General features: G+C 56.3%; 15 protein-coding genes. 4 read left to right on the top strand and 11 right to left on the bottom strand.

The features are described 5' to 3' along the window. Window positions 1-8: 8 nt before the first annotated feature. From MHK04_RS08520 to MHK04_RS08505, 4 genes are all read right to left on the bottom strand, one after another. A complete protein-coding gene (locus tag MHK04_RS08520) occupies window positions 9-1,799 on the bottom strand; it encodes a GmrSD restriction endonuclease domain-containing protein (protein WP_239208428.1) in 1,791 nt (596 codons plus the stop codon). A gap of 113 nt (window positions 1,800-1,912) precedes the next feature. Continuing rightward, complete coding sequence (ilvC, locus tag MHK04_RS08515) at window positions 1,913-2,926, bottom strand: ketol-acid reductoisomerase (protein WP_200287638.1); 1,014 nt, start codon at window positions 2,924-2,926, stop codon at window positions 1,913-1,915. A gap of 100 nt (window positions 2,927-3,026) precedes the next feature. Then, the gene (ilvN, locus tag MHK04_RS08510) at window positions 3,027-3,545 is read right to left on the bottom strand and encodes an acetolactate synthase small subunit (protein ID WP_086589129.1); all 519 of its coding nucleotides are present in this window, start codon (window positions 3,543-3,545) and stop codon (window positions 3,027-3,029) included. A gap of 2 nt (window positions 3,546-3,547) precedes the next feature. After that, complete coding sequence (locus MHK04_RS08505; RefSeq protein ID WP_239208427.1) at window positions 3,548-5,398, bottom strand: acetolactate synthase large subunit; 1,851 nt, start codon at window positions 5,396-5,398, stop codon at window positions 3,548-3,550. A gap of 306 nt (window positions 5,399-5,704) precedes the next feature. On the opposite strand from MHK04_RS08505, the gene MHK04_RS08500 reads away from it, so the two are divergent. The 3 genes from MHK04_RS08500 (at window position 5,705) to MHK04_RS08490 (ending at window position 9,504) form a co-directional block, all read left to right on the top strand. After that, window positions 5,705-6,247 (top strand): PH domain-containing protein, encoded by a 543-nt coding sequence (locus MHK04_RS08500; RefSeq protein WP_239208426.1) that lies wholly within the window; start codon window positions 5,705-5,707, stop codon window positions 6,245-6,247. A 54-nt stretch (window positions 6,248-6,301) separates the two neighbouring features. Next, the gene (gene ilvD, locus MHK04_RS08495; protein WP_239208425.1) at window positions 6,302-8,155 is read left to right on the top strand and encodes a dihydroxy-acid dehydratase; all 1,854 of its coding nucleotides are present in this window, start codon (window positions 6,302-6,304) and stop codon (window positions 8,153-8,155) included. Window positions 8,156-8,232: 77 nt separating this feature from the next. Further along, on the top strand, window positions 8,233-9,504 hold the full coding sequence (locus MHK04_RS08490) for a glycosyltransferase family 87 protein (RefSeq protein WP_239208424.1): 1,272 nt from the start codon (window positions 8,233-8,235) through the stop codon (window positions 9,502-9,504). Here MHK04_RS08490 and MHK04_RS08485 read toward each other — a convergent pair. The 4 genes from MHK04_RS08485 to MHK04_RS08470 form a co-directional block, all read right to left on the bottom strand. After that, the gene (locus MHK04_RS08485; RefSeq protein ID WP_239208423.1) at window positions 9,479-9,793 is read right to left on the bottom strand and encodes a transcriptional regulator; all 315 of its coding nucleotides are present in this window, start codon (window positions 9,791-9,793) and stop codon (window positions 9,479-9,481) included. The two genes, MHK04_RS08490 and MHK04_RS08485, sit on opposite strands and share 26 nt — an antisense overlap. After that, window positions 9,786-10,250 (bottom strand): hypothetical protein, encoded by a 465-nt coding sequence (locus MHK04_RS08480; protein WP_239208422.1) that lies wholly within the window; start codon window positions 10,248-10,250, stop codon window positions 9,786-9,788. The genes MHK04_RS08485 and MHK04_RS08480 overlap by 8 nt, the downstream gene beginning before the upstream one ends. A gap of 127 nt (window positions 10,251-10,377) precedes the next feature. Beyond that, window positions 10,378-11,325 carry a DoxX family membrane protein gene (locus MHK04_RS08475; RefSeq protein WP_239208421.1) on the bottom strand — a complete coding sequence of 316 codons (948 nt, stop codon included), beginning with the start codon at window positions 11,323-11,325 and terminating at the stop codon, window positions 10,378-10,380. Between the two features lie 69 nt (window positions 11,326-11,394). Beyond that, the gene (locus tag MHK04_RS08470; protein ID WP_239208420.1) at window positions 11,395-12,267 is read right to left on the bottom strand and encodes a LysR family transcriptional regulator ArgP; all 873 of its coding nucleotides are present in this window, start codon (window positions 12,265-12,267) and stop codon (window positions 11,395-11,397) included. Window positions 12,268-12,337: 70 nt separating this feature from the next. Here MHK04_RS08470 and MHK04_RS08465 point away from each other — a divergent pair, with 70 nt between their 5' ends. Further along, window positions 12,338-13,030 carry a LysE/ArgO family amino acid transporter gene (locus MHK04_RS08465; RefSeq protein WP_239208419.1) on the top strand — a complete coding sequence of 231 codons (693 nt, stop codon included), beginning with the start codon at window positions 12,338-12,340 and terminating at the stop codon, window positions 13,028-13,030. 21 nt (window positions 13,031-13,051) lie between these two features. Here the strand turns inward: MHK04_RS08465 and MHK04_RS08460 are convergent, their stop codons facing one another. The 3 genes from MHK04_RS08460 to MHK04_RS08450 form a co-directional block, all read right to left on the bottom strand. Then, window positions 13,052-14,122 (bottom strand): aldo/keto reductase, encoded by a 1,071-nt coding sequence (locus MHK04_RS08460; RefSeq protein ID WP_239208418.1) that lies wholly within the window; start codon window positions 14,120-14,122, stop codon window positions 13,052-13,054. Window positions 14,123-14,138: 16 nt separating this feature from the next. Next, entirely contained in the window at window positions 14,139-15,566 is a 1,428-nt protein-coding gene (locus MHK04_RS08455; RefSeq protein WP_239208417.1) for a YkvI family membrane protein, read from the bottom strand. Window positions 15,567-15,769: 203 nt separating this feature from the next. Continuing rightward, the gene (locus tag MHK04_RS08450; RefSeq protein WP_239208416.1) at window positions 15,770-16,804 is read right to left on the bottom strand and encodes an NAD(P)-dependent alcohol dehydrogenase; all 1,035 of its coding nucleotides are present in this window, start codon (window positions 16,802-16,804) and stop codon (window positions 15,770-15,772) included. Between the last annotated feature and the right edge of the window lie 93 nt (window positions 16,805-16,897).

Genomic DNA, 16,897 nt, shown 5'->3' with positions numbered 1-16,897 from the left:
GCACAGATTTAGCGATCAAAAGCTTGCGGGCCTTCCTCTCCACCAAACAGGTTTGCTTCATCCACATCACGGATGACAGGTTTACCTAAAGCATATTCCACGATGTCAAGGAACCGTTGACGACGGTCTGCTAGGAATTCTCGCGGCTGTGACGCCCGCAGGTAATTCAAATTCATATCGTGGGACGCTAGTACCTCATCAAATTGCCTGTCTTCCATGATGGACTTGGACTGAACGCGCGGCAGGTAGCGATCGGGAGCGAAGCCATCGAGTACTACCTCAGTTCGCTTGCCCATTGGGGTGTAGTTCATCACGGACTCCGCCAAAACGGGGTCCACTCCGTGGCGCTTGCACCAATTCAGCGGGAACACCGGGAAAAAGCCCGGCTTGAGCTCTTCAAATGTGCGCCTATTAAACGCCTTTCCTGTGCGCCAATCCTTTGCGCCGCGCGCCATAAGGAGGGCATAGAGACCATGCCATACACCGTCATTATCATCCACAGAGAGCAAACGGGATTCCCGGAAGGTGGCATCGGTGACAGTCTTCGGGGCCTCATCCGTTGCGCCCGCTACCCACTCGGTGACCTCATCCACGTCGCGAGCGGCGCGCAGCTGCACTGCAGACGAGCCATAAAGCTCGCCGAAGACGCCGCACCAGAACCATTGGTTCATGCGGTCCCACGATTGCTGGGTGGACAGCGCTCCCCCGCGTTTAGCCAGGCGGGCAATGATGACGGCTAGAGGAACAATCTGTTCATTAAACGGAACCTGATCCGTATTAAGGATGCATCGTTCCGCCAAAAACTCAGATACCTCACGGAAAGTAATGCGTAAATCATTGGCCGCCGCCTTATACTCCGTTAGGGACAGCTTTAAGATGTCCTCGCGCTGCCCACCAGCACGGCCCTTTTCTCCGGAGACTAAAAGCGATACTGCAGAAAGAAATTCTGTGCGCCCAATTCCGTCCAAAGCTGGGGACGTACGCAGATCCTTTTCCACTTCTTGCCAATCAGTGGCCAGGTGGAACGTGGGATCCTCGGAAGCAAATACTGCGGTGAATAAATCGAATACGTCCATTTGCAGGCCTGCCGAATTTGCCTGCGCGAAAATTGACCCGATGCCGGCTCGCTCTGTTTCTCGGGAAAGCCGAATCATCGGCAGGTCATAGCCGGACAATGGTCTAACGATGCGGTTATTAAACGCTGCTAGCTCCGCGCTGTATTCCTGTTTGGTCGATGCAAGCTCAAAGAGCATGCCAACGCCATCTTCACTCAATAGTGAAGCAACAGGAATGCACATATTCTCTAGGGCGTCTTCCCGTGAAAGAATGTCCCCCTCAATCGTCGGTGCGAAGTGCGATCGAATTTTTCCTTTGTGATCGACTGCAAAGATGGCGTCATCCGGCATAATCTCGCCCCGCACGGCAGCTCGAATATCAATGAAGAAACGGCGATGAATTTTCTTCTTGCGGAAGTCAGTTGTGTCTACAAAGCCCTCGCCGTTGAAGCAGTGATACAGCGTGGTCAAACGCTGCTGTCCATCTAAAAGGAGCAAGCCGGGGTCAACGCCGGTATCCGGCGCGCCGGCGAGGGCGCGGGGGCGAAAGCGCATCTTTTCGTTTCGAGTATCAAGTGCCATAAGCGCCCCGATGGGATAGCCGCGAAGCACAGAAACAATGAGTGAACGGATGCGATCTTCGTCCCATGCATAGCTGCGTTGGAAATCAGGTAGCTGGATGTCCCCGCGATTAATCCGTGCAAAGAGGTCTCTGAGATCATAACTTGGCGTCGTAAAGCCCATGCCCGACATCCTACCCCCAAGGATTAATTCTTTCCTGCCGATAATTCAGAAAAACCCACGGTGAACACCCCTAATTCACCGTGGGTTTGGCGCTATTCGCGTGGCCTTATGTGCTAGGCCGTAGCATCCAGTGGGTTCTTGACCCAGCTCATCAAATCGCGCAGCTTAGCGCCGGTCTTTTCAATCTCGTGCTGTGCAAATTCCTCGCGCAGGTCCTCCAATTCCTTGTTGCCGCCCTCAATATTGGCCAGCAGGCGCTTGGTGAAGGTGCCATCCTGAATATCAGACAAGATGTCTTTCATGCGCTGCTTGGTATCGGCATTGATAACGCGGGGACCGGAAATGTAGCCGCCAAACTCTGCGGTATCAGATACCGAGTAGTTCATATTGGCGACGCCGCCTTCAAACATCAGGTCCACAATCAGCTTCATCTCATGGAGAACCTCAAAGTAGGCCATTTCTGGCTCGTATCCAGCCTCAGTCAGAACCTCAAAGCCGGTACGAATCAGGTATTCCACACCGCCACACAAGACAGCCTGCTCCCCGAAGAGGTCAGTAACCGTCTCTGCTTCGAAGGTAGTCGGGATAACGCCGGCACGCGCACCACCGATGGCTGCGGCATAGGACAAGGTCAAATCATGGCCTTCACCCTTCGGATCCTGCTCAGTAGCAATGAGGCACGGAACTCCCTTGCCATCTACAAACTGTCGGCGAACCAAGTGACCAGGCCCCTTAGGAGCAACCATTCCGACGGTGACACTGGCCTGCGGCTCAATCAGCTTGAAGTGAATATTCAAACCGTGACCAAACAGCAGTGCATTGCCATCTTCCAGGTTAGGGGCGATTTCCTCTTCAAAGATCTGCTTCTGAGAGGTATCTGGCGCCAGCAGCATAATGACGTCTGCCCACTTAGCAGCCTCTGCCACGGTCTTAACCTCAAAACCTGCTTCCTCAGCCTTATCCGCCGACTTGGAACCCTCGCGCAGGCCGATAACAACCTCAACGCCGGAGTCACGCAGGTTTTGCGAGTGTGCATGACCTTGGGAACCGTAGCCGATGACGGCTACCTTGCGGTTTTGAATGATGGACAGATCCGCATCATCGTCATAAAAGGTCTCAATTGCCATGTCCTAATCCTCAATTCTGTAGTGATTGAAAGTTCAATGAATCAACGTCCCACCCACTATTGTATCAGTGTATGGGATTTAATGCCCACCTAGTGAGACATTAATTTCGGGGCGGAGCCAATGCTTTGGGCCCACGCCCTAAGGCCACGTCGCCCGACTGCACCAGCTCGAGTACACCAAAAGGTTCTAATACATCCAGTAGCGCCGCCAGCTTTCCCGGGGTACCAGTCGCTTCTACTACCACGGATTCTTGCGCCACATCTACCACGCGAGCGCGGAAGATATTGACGGCATCGACAACCTGGGGCCGGTTGGTATTATTTGCAGCCACCTTGACCATCATCAGAGCTCGCGCCACGGTTGCGTCAGCCTCAAGCTCAACTATCTTGATGACCGGAACAATTTTATTGAGCTGCTTAGTTACCTGCTCCATAATTGTCTCGGATGCATCAACCACGATAGTCAGCCGGTTGATACCCGGATTTTCCGTTTGGGCGGAAACTAAGGAAATGATGCTGTAACCGCGCCGCGAAAACATTCCGGTCACCCGCGACAGGATTCCCTCTACGTCTTCCACCAGGACCGACAAGGTATGCCGGGAAACGTCAGTGGGTGCCATGCCTATACCTCCTGGATGGTCTCGTCGATATCGGCTGGACTTTCTGCTGCCGATTCAGTTTCATCGAATAGCGGGCGCAAACCGCGGGCGTATTGAATCTCTTCGTTAGACGCCCCACCGCCAATCATCGGCCACACCTGGGCATCTTCTCCAACGATGAAGTCAATAACCACAGGGCGGTCATTGATTGCACGGGCCCGTTCAATCGCTGGCACCACTTCTTCCTCGCAGGTGACCCGGATGGCTTCACACCCCAGCGCTTCTGCCAAGCGGACAAAGTCCGGGGTATAGACATCGCGCTCTCGCAGCTTGGTATGGGAGTAGTTCTCATTAAAGAACAGGGTTTGCCACTGGCGGACCATACCTAGGTTGCCGTTATTAATAACGGCAACCTTGAATGGAAAGCCCTCCAAAGCTGCGGTGGTTAGCTCCTGGTTGGTCATCTGGAAGCAGCCATCACCGTCAATCGCCCATACCTCTTTATCTGGGCATGCTGCTTTGGCGCCAAGGGCTGCTGGTACCGCGTAGCCCATGGTTCCAGCTCCGCCGGAGTTAATCCAGGAACGCGGCTGTTCAAAGTCAATAAACTGTGCCGACCACATCTGGTGCTGCCCCACTCCGGCACAATAAATTGCCTCGGGGCCTACGGTTTCACTGAGCTTCTCCAAGACAAATTGAGGATTTAGCTGCCCATCCGGAGTGGGATCATAACCACGGGGAAACCGCTCTTTGAGTCCGTCAAGGTAGTCCCGCCATGGACCTGTCTGCGGCAGATCCAGAGAGAAGTCTTTACGGTATTCCTTTAAAAGTCCCGCTAGTACTTTTTGCGCATCACCCACGATAGGCACGTCCACCTCACGGATTTTGCCGATTTCAGCAGGATCGATATCCGCATGAATCACCTGGGCCTCAGGGGCAAAGGTTGAGGTATCCCCAGTTACTCGATCATCGAAGCGCGCGCCGATGGCAATGAGCAGATCCGCACGTTGCATCGCCGCGACCGCCGGAACGGTGCCGTGCATGCCCGGCATGCCCATATGCAGCGGATGAGACTCTGGAAAGGACCCCAAGGCCATGAGTGTGGTCACGACTGGAATTCCGGTACATTCCGCAAATGCACGCAGCTCCCGTGCCGCCTCTGCCTTGATGACACCACCTCCGGCATAAATAACCGGCTTTTCTGCTTGCGCGATGAGTTCAACCGCTTGCGCGATTTGACGGTGGTGTGGCTTGGTCGTTGGCTTATATCCAGGCAAATCGAATTCGGTTGGGAAAGAGTAGTCCAAGTGGCCATTTTGAACGTCTTTCGGAATATCCACTAGGACCGGTCCTGGGCGCCCTGTAGAAGCCAAATGGAATGCTGCAGCAATAGCAGCGGGAATCTGCCTAGGCTCCGTCACGATGTAGTTATGCTTGGTAATCGGCATTGTCACACCACGGATATCGGCCTCCTGGAAGGCATCGGTTCCCAAAAGATTGCTTCCCACTTGGCCGGTGATAGCGACGATGGGGACGGAATCCAGGTTGGCGTCGGCAAGCGCTGTCACCAAGTTAGTCGCACCCGGCCCCGAGGTGGCAATGCACACCCCCACCTTGCCAGAAGCCTGCGCATAGCCTTCCGCAGCATGTCCAGCTCCCTGTTCATGACGGGTGAGCACATGCCGCAGCTTGGTCGAGGTATGCAAAGCATCGTAGAGCGGAAGCACGGCACCGCCTGGAATGCCGAAGACAAGATCGGTTCCCAAATCTTCAAGAGTGCGGACAATGGCGTGGGCACCACTCATCCGCTCCGGAGCGTGGGCGCGTGAGGCTGCAGCCACCGAAGCGGGCGTGGGCGAAGTTGTCGTAACCACGGTTAATGTGCTCCTTGGATTGCTCTAATACTGGTCGTGATCATCATCGTTAACGCCTTTAGATATGAACAAAGCCCCCGCGGGCTGGTGTGTCTGCGGGGGCGAAAAGCGTCGACGTCATGAGCGCCGCGGTCACCGCCGCATTGGTACTACCTGAAGTCGAATAATGATCATGAGCATGACTATACACCGATAGGTATTACGGTTATGACAGTTACCCCCATTTGGGATCGGCTTCCCACATGGTGAGACATACCTGAAAATAGGTTAGCCCTCACCCACCCCTGTGAATTAGGCTTGCACACTATGACTCCACCACCTAAGGACAATAAACCTCATCAGTCCACCACCCAGGCAGAGGTTTTCAAGCCATCCCGTGACCACATCTTGGGCATCCTTATCCTGTCCACCATTGCGCTATTGAGCATTGGGTGGGCCCCCAAATACCTCGCATGGCTGTTCATCATCCCCATCCTCGGATTGTGGTGGGTCATAAAATCCCGCACCAAGGTCTCAGAATCCGGGATCGACATTTCCTATGCTTTCCGGAAAAAGGTACAGATCCCTTGGGACGATTTTGCCGGTATCGGGTTCCAACGCTCCCGCACCTTTGCTCGTACGAGAAGCGGCGTGGAGCACAACCTGCCTGGTATCACCTTTAACTCGCTCCCACGCCTTTCGGAGGCCTCCCGCGGCCGCATCCCGGACGCCCTTACCCAGGGCCGTGAAGCGGCAGATGAAAAGGTGGTTATCGTCCACCGCGACGGCCAGCAAGTCCTCCTCAGCAAAGAAGAGTATGCGGACTACCTTGAGCGCCACCCCGAGCTCAAGCCCTCGGCCGAAAACTAAATACGCCACCGACGCTCTCCCCCACATCCCTTGAAGGAATGGTGACTTTAAACCATGTTCCCGCTGCGCTCAAAAGTAACTACCGTCGGCCGCCAGGCCTCTGGCGCCCGGGCCCTGTGGCGCGCAACCGGCACCAAGGAAAATGACTTTGGTAAACCGATCGTGGCCATCGCCAACTCCTATACCCAATTCGTCCCCGGCCACGTGCACCTTAAAAACGTCGGCGATATTGTCGCCGATGTCGTACGTGAGGCCGGCGGAGTGCCCAAGGAATTCAACACCATCGCAGTCGATGATGGCATTGCCATGGGCCATAGCGGCATGCTGTACTCGCTTCCCTCCCGCGAAATCATCTCCGATTCCATCGAGTACATGGCCAATGCCCACACTGCCGACGCCCTGGTATGCATCTCCAACTGCGATAAAATCACCCCCGGCATGCTCAATGCTGCCCTGCGCTTGAATATCCCCACCATCTTTGTCTCCGGTGGGCCAATGGAGGCAGGAAAGGCGGTCGTTGTAGACGGCGTAGCCCACGCCCCAACCGACCTCATTACGGCGATTACGGCCTCCGCCAATGATGAGGTCTCGGATGAAGGACTGACCCAGGTCGAAGCATCTGCCTGCCCCACCTGTGGTTCCTGCTCCGGCATGTTTACCGCCAACTCTATGAACTGCCTGACCGAGGCCCTTGGCCTAGCGCTGCCCGGCAACGGTACTACCTTGGCCACCCACACGGCCCGCCGCGGCCTATTCGAAAAGGCCGGCACCACCATCGTCGATATGTGCCGTCGCTATTACGGCGAAGAAGACGAATCGGTGCTTCCGCGCAACATCGCTACCAAGGAAGCTTTCACTAACGCCATGGCCCTAGACATGGCCATGGGCGGCTCCACCAATACCATCCTGCACACCTTGGCGGCCGCGCAGGAAGGCGAGGTGGACTTCACCCTGGATGACATCAACGACATCTCCTACCGCGTACCCTGCCTGTCCAAGGTAGCGCCCAACGGGACCTACCACATTGAAGATGTTCACCGCGCCGGCGGCATTCCCGCCATCTTGGGCGAGCTTCGCCGCGCCGGGCACCTCAACCTCAAGGTACATACAGCGCTATATGACAACGCCGAACAGTGGCTCGATGACTGGGATATCCGCAACCCTCACGCCACCGAGGAGGCCCGCGAACTCTACTACGCCGCCCCCGGCGGCGTGCGCACCACGGAGCCCTTCTCCCAATCCAACCGCTGGGACGAGCTCGATACCGACGCCGCCAATGGCTGCATCCACGACGCCGAGCATGCCTTTTCTTCCGACGGTGGCCTCGTTGTCCTGCGCGGCAACCTCGCTCCCGACGGGGCCATCGTCAAGGCAGCGGGCGTCGAAGAGGAGCTGTGGACCTTCTCCGGCCCTGCACGAATCGTAGAGTCCCAGGAGGAAGCGGTATCTATCATCCTCAATAAGGAGGTTCAGCCGGGCGATGTCGTGGTCATCCGCTATGAAGGCCCGGCCGGTGGCCCTGGCATGCAAGAGATGCTCCACCCGACTTCCTTCCTCAAGGGCGCCGGTTTGGGCAAGGCATGTGCCTTGATTACCGACGGCCGCTTCTCCGGCGGTACTTCCGGCCTATCCATTGGCCACATCTCCCCCGAGGCTGCTCACCAAGGACTTATCGGGCTCATCGAAAACGGCGACACCATCTCTATTAATATCCACGAGCGCGAGCTCACCCTAGACGTGGATGAGGAAGTACTGAAGCGCCGCCGCGCCGCCCAAGAACAGCGCGAATCCCCTTGGACCCCAGTAAGCCGCAACCGCCCGATCACTAAGGCACTGCGTGCATATGCGGCAATGGCAACCTCAGCTGACCGCGGCGCGGTTCGCGTGGTTGACGGTTATGTGAATTAGCAGGAGATAGCTGCTAAATTGCTGTGCTTCGGTGGGGTGCGCGCCTTTTGCCTGCAAATCGCATAAAATATCCTGCGATGAGATTCGCGCGTACCCCGTTATTCCGCTATGCCCTGACCTTACTGGGGCTCATTCTTGGCGCTCGGAAGATCGTCCAAGATATCCACATTACGGACTTCCCCATCGATATGGTGGTCTACCGCGAAGGCGTCAAGGCCTTCCTTGAACACCGCTCTGTCTACAGCGAACCCATGCTGGCCGGCGATATTCAATTGCCCTTTATTTATCCACCCTTTGGCGCGTTGGTCATGGTCCCCTTGACGGCCTTCGACGGTATTGACCACGATATGGCAGGCGACATCGTGGTCGTCCTCTCTGATCTTCTCGTGCTCCTATGCCTCTACCTTGTATTCAAGGCAGTGCTGAAAAAGCCAGAGTTCCTCCTGCCCGTCACCGCCATTACTTGGGCAATTGTATTGCGCTTTGAGCCGGTTGACCTCAATAACGGCTTTGCCCAGATCAACATCGTGGTCATGACGCTCGTTGTCCTCGACCTCGTTCCGCGCCGGCGCTTCCTACCGCAAGGAATCCTGATCGGTCTGGCGGCCGCCATCAAAATAACCCCGCTGGCCATGCTGCTTTATTTCCTCGTGCGCAAGGAGTGGAAGCAGATTGCCACAGCGCTCCTTTCCGCTGTTGCGGCCACCCTCCTTGCCGCAGCCTTCCGCTGGGACGCGTTCGTGGAGTTCTTCAGTTCCAAATTGCTCGATATGGGCTCTGGCGGCGACTTCGGCGTAGGCACTGATTACCAGTCCAATAGCTCTATCAAGGGCGCCATTCAGCGCATGTATTCTTCTTCCGAGGCCATGGATGCCAATGGTCTGGCTATCAACATTGCGTGGATCACCTCCTCCCTCGTGGTCATTGCATTCGCGGCGTGGCTTATTAAGCGCCTGTGCGAAGAGCATTTGCTTGTCGACGCCCAATTGGTCACCGCCCTCACCCTCCTGCTCATCTCCCCCGTTTCCTGGTCACACCACTGGGTCTGGCTCACGCTCATCATCCCAGTCTTTCTTTACCGCGCCTGGACCTGGCTGCCATCTGGATGGGCCGCGGGCAGCCTGCTTACCGTTCTCATCGCCTGGGCAGCCATGCTTCTGACCGTCCCGCCCAAGTGGTGGTGGGGCGACCAGGTCGATGTCCACGCCATGGAGCGCTACCAAAAGTTTTGGGTAGATGACTTCGTCTGGCTAACCATACTGTCCGTCGCGCTTTATACGGCCGCGCTATACGCCGCCCGGCGCAACCAAACTGCGCGCACCGCTACTCCTGCCCCGCTAGCGTCTTAAGCGCCGAAAGGTGCGAATCGAATGCCGTCTTACCTTTGGCCGTGAGCATCACCCACACCGTGTCCTTGCCACGCGAGGATCCATACTCGCGAAAGCGGCTGATATAACCCTCTTTTTCCAAGGCGCTTAATTGCTTAGAAAGCGTGGCATCGGATTGATTCACCTTGTCCCGGATCGCCGCGAAGCGCATCTCCTTATTAATGGCGCCTTCCACTGCCCCGGCAGCATTAAGTACCGCACAAATCTTAAACCGATTGAGCGGGTGAATTACTGGATCAAGCTCACTCATCACCGCTCGCCTGCTTGTCGTTTCCATGGTCACGCGTGGACATATCCATCGCCCCTGAGTTGAGGACCCAAAATACAGCACAACCCCACAGCGTAAAAACGATGGCCGCAATTACCAAGTGCCCTTCGAGAAAGTTCGGGAAAAATACCGGAGCAAAAAACGCTATAGAACTGGTGTAGAACATTTTATCTGGCTTCGGCTGGTTGAAAGGATCTTGCCTATAGCTCGGGCGCACATCGCTCTGATGGGTACCAATCCAAAAAAGAACTGCCATCCAGGCAACGAAGAAGCCGACAAACACCCACGGAGAAATATCCTTTCCCCACTGGCTAATGATGAAATAGCCCCCTGCAAGCACCACTGCTGCCAGAGCATTGAGCGCGGTTTTTCGCCACCCCCTAGGCTTCCTTTGTATTTCCCTGTTGAACGCCAGTGCCTCGTGCACACTGTCATCCATATTCGTCGCTTCCTTTCACCCTCGACCCTGCGTTGTTTTCCACTTTAGAAAGTATCATACTTTCCCTCCTGGAAAGCAAGGGGTAAAAGAAAATCCGCCGCGTGCGCGACGGATTATTTTTTGGCGATTATTTCAGCGGATTAACTCCCGCACCGAAGAACCACAGTGCTACGAGAATCGCTACGCCGATAAGCACAAAGACCCAGGAGGTGCCCAGCGGGCGGCGTGCCCAGGAGCGCTTGAAGTCTACGGAAATAAAGCCCGGGCCAGTAAACTGCAGGCCCACAGCAATAACGAAGAGGACCAAAGAAAGCCAGACGGAATCTGGCCAGCTAAAGACGTCCAAACCGGCATCGGTCTGCGCTAGCTCGTGGACAGCGCTAAAGCCGGTCACCACCAAGCCCAGCATGGCAGCCAGAGGCGTAATGAGTCCCAGCAACAGGAATACACCAGCGATAAGCTGCATGGTCGGAACCGCAATCGACAGCGCGGTATCCCAAGCATAGTTGGCAAAATCACCCTCTAGACCGGACAAGCCCTGGCTATCGCCGAGCTCGAAGAAGGTTTTTGCACCGGCAATGATTAGGTAGGCGCTCAGTGCGATGCGAATGAATAGCAGACCAAAGTCGATAGTGCCGCGGCGCCCATAGCGGTGGTAGCCTTCTTTTTCTTCCTGTTCCGCCTGCAAGCGGGCCTCGCGCTCCTCTGCGGTTTCTGCGCTGGCGGCACCTTCTTCAGGGGCGTCGGCAGTAGCAAGTGCCGATTCCTCCTCGGCACTAACCGGCGTGGCCGACTCCGGTTGCGCAAACGCTACAGTTTCCTCGCTGGCGCCGCTTTGCTGACGCGCGGCTTCATTCGCGCTGGAGTAGGACATTACCTCAGTTTCAGGGTGGTCTTGCCGCGCCTGGAAAGGCTTGATCTCCTGCGGCTCAGCGCGGCCGGCGCGCTCGAAGAGGCCAGGCTTCGAGTTCTTCTCGCTGGAAACGGAATCTTTGCTCGCGGGCTTGGCGTTGTAGGTAGGCACGCCCATGTCTTCATCTAACGGTGTGGCTTTATCCGGCTGTTTATCGCTCATAGCTCCAATTTAAGGCACGGGCCTGCGCTTTTGTGGTACCCGCCACGGCGCGCCGTTGCAGCAAACTGGCTAGAGTGCTTCCAAGCCGCTTGCGGCCTCAATCACCGAACGCGTGAGCTCACCCAAAACCTCCGATTCCAAACGCCAACGCTGCCAATAGAGGTCGATATCGAGCGGGGAGCCGTCGAGAAGCACCAGCTCTTTCGCCTCCAAAAGCGGCAGTGCCTGGGCTTGGGGCAGCAATCCCCACCCTAGGCCGACCCGAACCGCCTCGAGGTAGCCCTCGGAAGAGGGAATCTGCGACACCCGGGCACGCACCACGGCCGAATCAATGAAGCGCTCGCGCATGGCATCATCCAATACCTGATCGTTGGGACCATATCCCACCAAAGGCATGGTTTCCCAGGTCAGCCGACCGCTATGGAAGCTTTCTGCAATATGTGGCGCCGCGACTGGAAAGTAGCGCATAGTGCCCAAAAAGCTAGACTCGCAACCCGAAACTGGTGTGGCCTCCCTCGTTACTGCGCCCAGCACATCGCCACGCCGCAACATGGCTAAGGTGCGTGCTTCATCCTCAATCCGGATGCGCAAGGCGACGTCACCCCGCCGCGCGGTATCGCTTAGAACCCTCCTAAACCACGTCGCCAAAGAATCCGAATTTACTGCGACAGACAGCGGGACCCGAGCTAGGCGATGGCCGAGGCGGGCATCCGTTTCTGCCTGCACTAACGCCATGCGGCGCGCGGACTGAACAAGGATCTCGCCCGCTTCCGTGGCGGTTACCGGGGTGGCACGGCGAAGGAGTACTCGTCCGGTGCTCGATTCCAAGGCCTTGATACGCTGACTCACCGCAGACGGCGATATACCGAGCACGGCTGCGGCAACATCGAAGCTGCCTTCGTCCACGATCGCAAGCAAGGTTTCTAGGTGCACCGGATTCATGAAGCCATTCTAAACCAACTGAAGAAGCATTAACTGGACTAATCCAGCCTAAGAAATCACACTAGAAGGCATGTCCATCGTGCTTGCTGGTTTCTTTCTGGGATTATCGCTCATCGTGGCCGTCGGCCCGCAAAATGCCATGCTGCTTAAATTCGGCATCCGCCGTGATCACATCGGTTTAATCATTGCCGTCTGCGCGCTTTCCGACGTCATCCTGATTACCTCCGGCACAGCCGGCGTGGGCTACCTGGTCGAAAAGTTTCCCAACGCCCTGCAAGTCCTGAAATACGTTGGCGCGGCTTACCTGGCCTATTTTACTTTTACCTGCTTCCGCGATGCGTTAAAGACGAAGGGCGAGGCCATTGAGGTCGAATCCACACAGCCTAAGGTCCCGCAGGAAGTAGCCACCTTCGATGGTTCCACGTCACGCAGCACGACGAAGACTAAAACTCGGGTGGAGATAAAGCGCTCCCCCTCCTGGGTTAAGCCACTATTGACCGCCCTGGCCTTAACGTGGCTGAACCCAGGCGCCTACGTAGACGTGGTGGTCATGCTCGGCAGCATCGCCAACCAATACGGCGAATCAGGGCGCTGGCTTTTCGCCGTGGGTGCTATCTGCGCCAGCTTCACTTGGTTCCCCTTCATCGGCTTTGGCGCTGCACGTTTTTCCCATGTGTTGTCCCGACCCACGGTATGGCGTTGGATCAACTTCGGTATCGGCGTCATCATGATTGGCCTAACGCTCAAGTTGCTCCTGCTCTAGGGGCCGGGTTCAAAGGGCCGCCTAATTGCCGCGAACGCGCGACGCGGTCGCACCGGCCCACCGGTTGATTCCGGCGTCGTGGGCGACGTCGTCAATCGCGCCCAGCTCCTCTGCACTGAAGTCGAGGTTGTCCAGTGCCCCTAGGTTATGCTCGAGCTGCTCCACCGAAGAAGCGCCCAACAGCGCCGAGGTTAGCGTGCGATCGCCTTGGTCGCGCAGTACCCACGAAATAGCCATCTGAGCTAGAGACTGTCCACGCTTACGCGCAATATCGTTGAGGTCGCGAATCATGGACAGGTTCTCCTCGTTGAGCCAGCCCTTTTCCAAGGTCTTATCTTGTGCCGCGCGAGAGTCTGCGGGAATGCCATCGATATAGCGATCGGTCAGCATGCCCTGTGCCAGCGGCCCGAAGCCGATGACTCCCAATCCGCTACGCCCGGTGACGTCAAGCAACGACTCGCCATCTTCGCCCGGACGCTCAATCCAGCGGTTGAGAATGGAATAGCTTGGCTGATGAATCAGCAATGGGCAGCCTTCGTCTTCCATGAATTCCACGGCCTCCGCGGTAAGCTCCGGACCGTAGGAAGAAATGCCCACGTAGAGGGCCTTGCCGGAAGCTACGATATCGCGCAGTGCATAAAGGGTTTCTTCCAGCGGGGTATCTGGATCCGGGCGGTGGTGATAAAAAATGTCCACGTAGTCCAAGCCCATTCGCTTGAGGGACGCGTCCAAGGAGCTCACCAGGTACTTGCGGGAGCCACCAAAGCCGTAGGGGGAATCATTCATCACCCAGCCGGCCTTGGAAGAGATGATCATTTCATCACGGAAGGGACGGAAATCGCGGGCGAAGATGCGGCCGAAGTTGTCTTCGGCGGCGCCAGGTTCTGGGCCATAGTTATTGGCCAAATCGAAATGAGTAATCCCCCGGTCATACGCTGCACGTAGAATCTCGCGCTGCGTGGCCAGGGGACGATCGTCACCGAAGTTCTGCCATAGGCCAAGGGAAATGGCCGGCAGCTTCAGCCCAGAGTTGCCTACTCGGCGGTACTCCATCGAATCATAACGGTCAGATGCGGGTGCATAGATACTCATGGCACCCATTGTCCGCTTAATTCTTCGGTTTGTCAGTCTGCGGAAGCTCCTCATCTTCCTCGGGGTCGCCGGATGCCCCGGTTTCTTCGACCCACTTTTCAATTTCCTCCGGGGTGCGGTCGGTTTCTACCGCATCGCGCTCGGTGTAGTAGGAGTAATCGTGGCGCTTTTCTTCGTACTTTTCCTTGTCAAAGTCCACGTCATCGTCGCCGTCGAGCTCTTCGGTGACTTCCTCCACCAGCTCATCGTAGAGGGCCTCGTTGTCCATATTGGAGTCCTCGATGTGCTGGCCAATTTCATCGTCGTAACGCTCGGCGTCGTAATCCTTGTCTGGGTGCAGCTTCAGGTGCATGAGGGCTCGTACGCGCTCGCGACGCACTGCCTCGTCCTGGATCTGGGACTGGCTACGGAACCACGCAAAAACCAAGATGGCGACCATGAGGATTCCCATGTAGCCAATGATTGGATAGATGTAGTTCATCAAGGTCTTAAAGCCGGCAAAGGAAACAGCGAAACCAGCCAAGCAGCCGATGACGAAGATGACCGGGTAGCGCTTCTCATGGCCGGCAGACAGGCGCTTACCCAGCGCGTAGAACATGCCGATGGCGGTATTGAAGATCATCAAGTAAATGATGACCGCCATGACAGCGCCCAATGTGGGATTGACGTCATCGACCAGAGACAACATCGGAATATCGGAGCCTTGTGCCTTATCCGAGTTCATCAGCAAAGAGAAACCGGCAAGACCCATCATGACGGAGTAGATAATGCCGCCCACGACGCCGCCCCAGCCGGCCTCGCGCGGGCTAATATTATCGCCGCCGATAACCAGGGACATAGATACGGCTAGCATCAGAGCAAGGCCGTTGTAGTTCAGTGCGGAAATCAGCCAGTTGCCAATCGGAGTATCGATCTGACTCGAAGCGTCTAGGGCCGCCCCAATGTCATCCGGCATATTGAGTCCGGTGTAGATGGCTACGCCAATGACCGCAATGATGATGGACGGTGTGACCGTACCGATAACCTTGGAAACCTTATCCACGTCGAGCATGCCGACGAGCAAGACCAAGACCAGCATGAGCGTGGAACCAATCCACGTCTTCCAGCCAAATTGCTGTTCCATGTTGGAGCCGGCACCGGCCAGCATCACAAAACCAATGGCAAAGAGGGTGATGATGACCGCCACATCCAGCAATTTGGAGACGATCGGGTGGGTGACATTGCGGAAAACAGTATTGTGTTCCGAGGCGTGGAAATAGCTTCCCAGCTGCAAGAACACTGTACCCGCGAGGGTCATGACGAGTGCGGCGATAATGATGCCAGGAATGCCCCAGGTGCCAAAGGCAGTGAAGTACTGCACCACCTCTTGTCCCGTGGCAAAGCCTGCGCCGACCAACAAGCCCACGAAGGACATTGCAATGGCGATAATGTTTTTAGAAGACACAGTTGCCTAACTTTTGTAGCGAATATCTCTCGCATACTGGTGCGCGCGGCCCCTTTGTCCCCCGCTCCCCAGCACGTGGGCTACGCAACACCGATATGCGTTCCTTAAGGAATGGTACGTAAGTGACCCGCCAAACACCTACTGATGCATACCGATGTTGTGCTAAATCACATATGGGGATTCAGCGAAATCAACCAAACGCCTTAGTCTTCGAAGGTCGCGGTATCAATCACAAAGCGGAATTTCACGTCCCCGGCTACCACGCGCTCATAGGCAGCATCGACATCGTTGACGCCGATCTTCTCAATGACGGCACCAATGCCGTACTCGGCACAAAAGTCCAGCATCTCCTGGGTCTCAGCGATACCGCCGATATTATTGCCCGTCAGCACCTTACCGCCGCCGACGAGGCTGCCCATATGGATTCCCAGCTCCTCTGGTGGCAGCCCTACCACGGACATGATGCCGCGCGGCTTGAGCAGCTGCAGGTAATCATCGAGAGAGTACTGGGCAGAAATGGTGGACAGGATGACATCGAATTCGCCGCGGTGGTTGGCAAAGAAGTCCTCGTCTTCACCGGTGGCCAAAATGTGCTTCGCACCAAGCTCGTAGGCCTCCTTCTCCTTGCGCAAGGAGCGGGAAATCACGGTCACTTCCGCACCCTTTGCCGCCGCGATTTGGACACCCATGTGGCCCAATCCGCCTAAGCCCACTACAGCGACCTTGTCACCTTCCTTGACCTGCCAGCGTGCCAGCGGCGAATAGGTGGTAATTCCCGCGCACAGCAGCGGGGCCGCTTCGTCAAAATCGATGCCCTCTGGGATGGTGCATACAAATCCTTCGTTGACGACTACCTTCTGAGCGTAGCCACCTTGGGTAATGGTGCCGTCCACGTCCTCGGAGTTATAGGTTCCTACATTGCCGTTAAGGCAGTTCTGCTCCTGTCCATTGCGGCATTGCTCGCACTCGCCACAGGAATTTACTAAGCATCCCACGCCAACGCGGTCGCCGACCTTGAATTTAGTGACCTTATCGCCCACGGCTTCTACAACACCGGCGATCTCATGGCCCACCGTCAGTGGGAAGTGGGCTTCGCCCCACTCGTTTTGAATGGTGTGGATATCGGAGTGGCAAATGCCCGCAGCTTTGATATCAATGACCACGTCATCCTCGCGCGGATCGCGGCGCTCGATTTCTACGACCTTAAAGGGGGCGGAATCAAGCGGTGGATGCGCCACGCTTGAATAGTTCGTTAAGTATTTCACGTGGGGTTGCGCCGCCGAGGATTTGTCGGGGTGTTTCGTTGAGCTCATTTTGCACCCACGCGACAT

Source organism: Corynebacterium nasorum (assembly GCF_022345765.1).
In the GTDB taxonomy this organism is placed as follows: domain Bacteria; phylum Actinomycetota; class Actinomycetes; order Mycobacteriales; family Mycobacteriaceae; genus Corynebacterium; species Corynebacterium kefirresidentii.
The sequence above is the reverse complement of the archived record's forward strand: the minus strand, read 5'-3'. Positions and strand labels throughout refer to the sequence as shown.